The 4498-nt window shown below is 72.8% G+C and carries 5 protein-coding genes and 1 pseudogene; 5 read left to right on the top strand and 1 reads right to left on the bottom strand.

Features of this window, described 5'->3' with window-relative positions; all coding sequences use genetic code 11:
• The 3 genes and pseudogenes from G3I65_RS51670 to ribA all read left to right on the top strand — a co-directional run.
• Positions 1–258, top strand: a pseudogene (locus G3I65_RS51670) (SAM-dependent methyltransferase); the annotation flags it as partial.
• The gene (locus tag G3I65_RS51665) at positions 255–1274 is read left to right on the top strand and encodes a lysylphosphatidylglycerol synthase transmembrane domain-containing protein (protein WP_160703350.1); all 1020 of its coding nucleotides are present in this window, start codon (positions 255–257) and stop codon (positions 1272–1274) included. The pseudogene G3I65_RS51670 and the gene G3I65_RS51665, both read left to right, overlap by 4 nt.
• Complete coding sequence (ribA, locus tag G3I65_RS51660; RefSeq protein WP_163046909.1) at positions 1271–1921, top strand: GTP cyclohydrolase II; 651 nt, start codon at positions 1271–1273, stop codon at positions 1919–1921. Before G3I65_RS51665 ends, ribA begins: the two co-directional genes overlap by 4 nt.
• Here ribA and G3I65_RS51655 read toward each other — a convergent pair.
• Entirely contained in the window at positions 1910–2608 is a 699-nt protein-coding gene (locus G3I65_RS51655; protein ID WP_160703349.1) for a creatininase family protein, read from the bottom strand. The genes ribA and G3I65_RS51655 overlap by 12 nt on opposite strands.
• A 29-nt stretch (positions 2609–2637) precedes the next feature.
• Between G3I65_RS51655 and G3I65_RS51650 the strand changes: the two genes are divergently transcribed.
• Both G3I65_RS51650 and G3I65_RS51645 read left to right on the top strand, forming a co-directional pair.
• Positions 2638–3438 carry an inositol monophosphatase family protein gene (locus G3I65_RS51650; protein WP_160703348.1) on the top strand — a complete coding sequence of 267 codons (801 nt, stop codon included), beginning with the start codon at positions 2638–2640 and terminating at the stop codon, positions 3436–3438.
• A gap of 137 nt (positions 3439–3575) precedes the next feature.
• On the top strand, positions 3576–4498 hold a 923-nt coding region (locus tag G3I65_RS51645), incomplete at its 3' end, for a serine/threonine-protein kinase (protein WP_160703346.1).

Genomic DNA, 4498 nt, shown 5'->3' with positions numbered 1-4498 from the left:
ACGGCGTTCGGCAGGCTCGGCGCCACGGTCGTCCGCGCGGAGAGCGCGTGGCGGCTCGGGCCGGACCAGGCGGAACTGCAGCGGCAGTGGCTGGAGGGCTGGGTCGGCGCCGCCGTCGAGCAGCTGCCGGAGCTGCGCCCGGTCACCGACGTCTACCTGCAGCGACGGGTCGAAATGGCCGCGGCGGGCGAGCTGCACGCGGTGGTCCACCACGGCGACCTGCTGGTCCTGCCGCCGAGCCTGGAGGCGGCGGCGTGAAGCGCTTGTTCGCGTGGCTGCGCGTCCTCGGCGCCGTCGGCATCCTCGCGGTCCTCGTCTGGCAGCTCGGCAGCGCCGCCTTCCTCGACGGCCTCGGCCGGATCAGCGCGCCCGGCGTGCTCGCCGCGCTGGCCATCGGCCTCGCGACGACGGTGTTCAGCGCGGGCCGCTGGCAGATCGTCGCCACCCGGCTCGGCCTGCGGCTTTCGCTGCGGACCGCGGTCGCCGACTACTACCGCGCGCTGTTCCTCAACGGCGTGCTGCCCGCGGGCGTCCTCGGCGACGTCCACCGCGCGGTGCAGCACGGCCGCGAGTCGGGCGACGTGCCGCGCGGCGTGCGCGCCGTCGTCCTGGAGCGCACCGCGGGCCAGCTCGTGCTGATCGCGTCCGCCGTGGGCGTGGTGCTCTTCGTCCCGGACGTCGTGCCCGAGGCGTTCCGCGAGGTCGTGACGGTCACCGGCGTGGTCGTCGTGCTGGCCGCCGTCGCCGCGGTCGCCGCCGGCCGGGTGTTCGGCGGGCGCTGGATCCACAGCCCGTCCAAGGTCCGGCGCGGCTTCGCCGTCACCCTCGCCGACCTGCGGCTCGGCCTGTTTACCCGCGAGACCTGGCCCGGCGTGGGCTTCCTGTCGATCGCGACGCTCGCTGGGCACCTGGCGCTGTTCGTCGTCGCCGCCCGCGTCGCCGGGGTGACCGCGCCGGTCGGACAGCTCGCGCCGCTGATGATCCTCGCGCTGCTCGCGATGGGTCTCCCGCTCAACATCGGCGGCTTCGGCCCGCGCGAGGGCGTCTGCGCCCTGCTCTTCGGCGCGGCCGGGCTGGGCGCCGCCCAAGGTGTCACCGTCGCTGTCGTCTACGGCGTGCTCACGCTCTTCGCGAGCCTGCCCGGCGCCGGTGTCCTGCTCGTCCGGAGCGTCGCCGGGTTCCGCGTGACCCGCGCTCCGCACACCGGTGTCGTGCCTGCTCCGCGCTCCGCGGCCGACTCCGGGATCGAATCGGAAGTGGGGTTGAAATCATGACCGCAAGTGAGGTCGTCGGGGATCTGCCGCGCCGGGCCGTGGTCGAGCGGGTCGTCGAGACCCGGCTGCCGACCCGGCACGGGACGTTCCGCGCGGTCGGGTACCTCGACCGCACCGGCACCGAGCAGGTCGCGCTGGTGTACGGCGAGATCGCCCCGCTCGGCACGCTGACCCGCGTGCACAGCGAGTGCCTGACCGGCGACGTCTTCGGTTCGACGCACTGCGAGTGCGGCGACCAGCTGGCGGCGGCGCTGGACCGGATCGTCGAGGAGGGCTCGGGCGTGCTGGTCTACGTCCAGGGCCACGAGGGCCGCGGGATCGGCCTGCTCGCGAAGCTGAAGGCGATGCGGCTGCAGGACGAAGGCCTCGACACGGTCGACGCGAACGTGGCGCTCGGGCTGCCGATCGACGCCCGCGACTACCACGCCGCGGCGAGCATCCTCCAGGACCTGGGGGTCCGGTCGGTGCGGCTGCTGTCGAACAACCCGGCGAAGGTCGAGCAGCTGACGCGCTACGGAATCCGGATCAGCGAGCGGGTTCCGCTGCTGGTTCCGCCGAACCCGGAGAACCTGCGGTACCTCCGCACCAAGGCCGAGCGGATGGCCCACCTGCTCCCGCACCTGGACGGCGCGTTCTCAGGCGCCTAACGCCTCCAGCACCCCGGCGAAGCGCTGGACCAGCGTGTCCAGCAGGACGTGGCCCTTGGCCGCGCTCGCCAGCGAGGGACGGCCGACCACCCCCGACTCCGTGTACGCCCGCAGGCCCCGCGTCAGCAGGTGCTCCCGGTCGGTCAGGTGGTCGGCCGCTTCGTAGCCGGGCCGGACCAGGTGCGGGTGCGCGTGCAGCAGGATGGACGTCTCCAGTTCGCCCGCGTGCATGTCGTCGTCCAGCGACGTCCGCAGCCCGGCCGCGGTGTGCGCCGCCTGCCAGTCGGCGACGCCGGGGAACAGCGCCATCGCGCCGCCCGCCTCCTGGACCACATTGGACAGTACGTAGTTGCCGCCGTGCCCGTTGACCAGCACGAGCCGGTGCACGCCCGACGCGCGAAGCGACTCGGCGACGTCGGTGACCACGGCGTGCAGCGTGCGCGCGGAAATGCTCACCGTGCCGGCCCACCCCGCGTGTTCGTGCGAGCACGAGATCGTGATCGGCGGCAGGTGGAGCACCGGGTACGCGGCGGCGACGGCGGTCGCGAGGGTCGCCGCGATCACCGCGTCGGTGGCCAGGGGGAGGTGCGCGCCGTGCTGCTCGAAGCTGCCGACCGGCAGCACCGCGACCGACGCCCGCCGCGCCTGCTCGTCGGCGGTGGTCGCGAGCGGGAACAGATCGGTCATGAGCGCGGCCCTTCTCTATGTTGGGTGGCATGACCGAGCATGCCGCACTGCTGGCCGTCGCGCGCGAAGCCGTGGCGAAGGCGACCGGGATCGTCCGGTCGCGCCCGACCTTTTCCGTTTCCGCGAAAGGCGATCGCGACCTGGTGACCGACGTCGACACCGCCGTCGAGGACGCGCTGCGGGAGTTCCTCGCCGCCGAAACCCCCGAAATCGGGTTCCTCGGCGAGGAGCGCGGCCGCAGCGGCGCGGCCGGCGGGCGCTGGTGGGCGCTGGACCCGATCGACGGGACCGCGAACTTCGCCCGCGGGATTCCGCTCTGCGGGATTTCCCTGGCACTGGTGGACGGCGAGCACAGCACGGTCGCCGCGATCGCCCTGCCGTACCTCGGGGTCACCTACACCGCCGCGCGCGGCGAAGGTGCTTTCGCGAACGGAGAGCGGGTCGGCGCGTCGACGGCGACGGAAATGTCCGACGCGATGATCGCGGTCGGTGACTTCGCGATCGGCGAACTCGCCGAAGAGAAGAACCGCGCGCGGCTGACGTTGCTGACCGACCTCGGCGCGCGGGCGCAGAAGATCCGGATGCTGGGCACCGCGGCGGTCGACCTCTCGTGGGTGGCGGACGGAAAGCTCGACGCCGCACTGATCCTGTCCAACAACCCGTGGGACACCATGGCCGGCGTGCTGCTCGTGCGCGAGGCGGGCGGCGCCGTCGTCGACCGCGACGGCAGCGAGCACACGGTCGGTTCCGCGGCGACGATCGCCGTCGGCGCCGGGCTGCGCAAGGAGATCGTGGACGCACTTGATCGCGCGTTCGGGGTTGTTCGTTAGTATTCGGGGTATCCGGGTGGGCGGCGCCACAGCGCACGATTGCACTGCCCGCCCAAGGTTTTCGGTTAGGTTGGTACCGGTCGGCCGCCGCGGCTGGCATGCTGACCGGATCTCTCGGCCACTTCGGAGAATGGTGGATGCTCGTGGAAAGTCGCCGGATCCGCGATCGGTACCGGCTGCTCGAGCCGATCGGCGGCGGCGCGATGGGCACGGTCTGGCGGGCCCAGGACGAAAAGCTCGACCGCACCGTGGCGATCAAGGAACTCCTGCTGCCCCACGACCACGACGAGCACCGCACGGAAGAAGCGAAGAACCGCGCGATGCGCGAGGCGCGGATCGCCGCCCGGTTGCAGCATTCCCACGCGATCACCGTGTTCGCCGTCCTCGAGGAGGAGGACCGGCCGTGGTTGATCATGGAATACCTGCCGTCGAAGAGTTTCGCCGTCCTGGTCCGCGAGGAGCCGACGACGGTGGACGACGCCATCCGCGTCGGCGCGCAGATCAGTTCCGCGCTGGCCGGCGCGCACCGCGCCGGGGTCGTGCACCGCGACGTGAAGCCGGCCAACATCCTGGTCTCCGAGGACGGCACGGCGAAGATCACCGACTTCGGCATTTCCCGCGCGATCGGTGACGTCAAGCTGACGGCCACCGGTGAGATCGCCGGCACGCCCGCGTACCTCGCGCCGGAGGTGGCGCGCGGGGAGGACGCGAGCTTCGCCGCCGACGTGTTCTCCCTCGGTGCGACGCTGTACGCGGCGATCGAAGGGAAGCCGCCGTACGGCACGGCGGACAACCCGATCGCCTTGCTCTACAAGGCGTCCAGCGGCGAGATCGAGCCGCCGGAGAAGTCGGGCAGGCTGACGCCGCTGCTGCTGCGGATGCTCGCCACCGACCCGGCCGAGCGGCCGTCGATGGACGAGGTCGAGCGGGAGCTGGTCGCGCTGCTGCCGGACGCCGAGCCCGGCGAGTCGGTGCTCGCGGCGACGCTCCCCGAGACCGAACCGCCCGCGCTGCCGCCGGTGCCCGCCGCGGTCACCGTCCCCGTGGGCGAGGTCGCCGC

This window comes from Amycolatopsis sp. SID8362 (genome assembly GCF_010550475.1).
Taxonomy (GTDB): domain Bacteria; phylum Actinomycetota; class Actinomycetes; order Mycobacteriales; family Pseudonocardiaceae; genus Amycolatopsis; species Amycolatopsis eburnea.
Note: the sequence above shows the minus strand (reverse complement) of the source record. Positions and strands in the feature narration are given on the sequence as shown.

Coding starts and splice junctions, on each gene's coding strand:
- G3I65_RS51655 (WP_160703349.1), bottom strand. CDS start 2,608: ATGACCGATCTGTTCCCGCTCGCGACCACCGCCGACGAGCAGGCGCGG.
- ribA (WP_163046909.1), top strand. CDS start 1,271: ATGACCGCAAGTGAGGTCGTCGGGGATCTGCCGCGCCGGGCCGTGGTC.
- G3I65_RS51650 (WP_160703348.1), top strand. CDS start 2,638: ATGACCGAGCATGCCGCACTGCTGGCCGTCGCGCGCGAAGCCGTGGCG.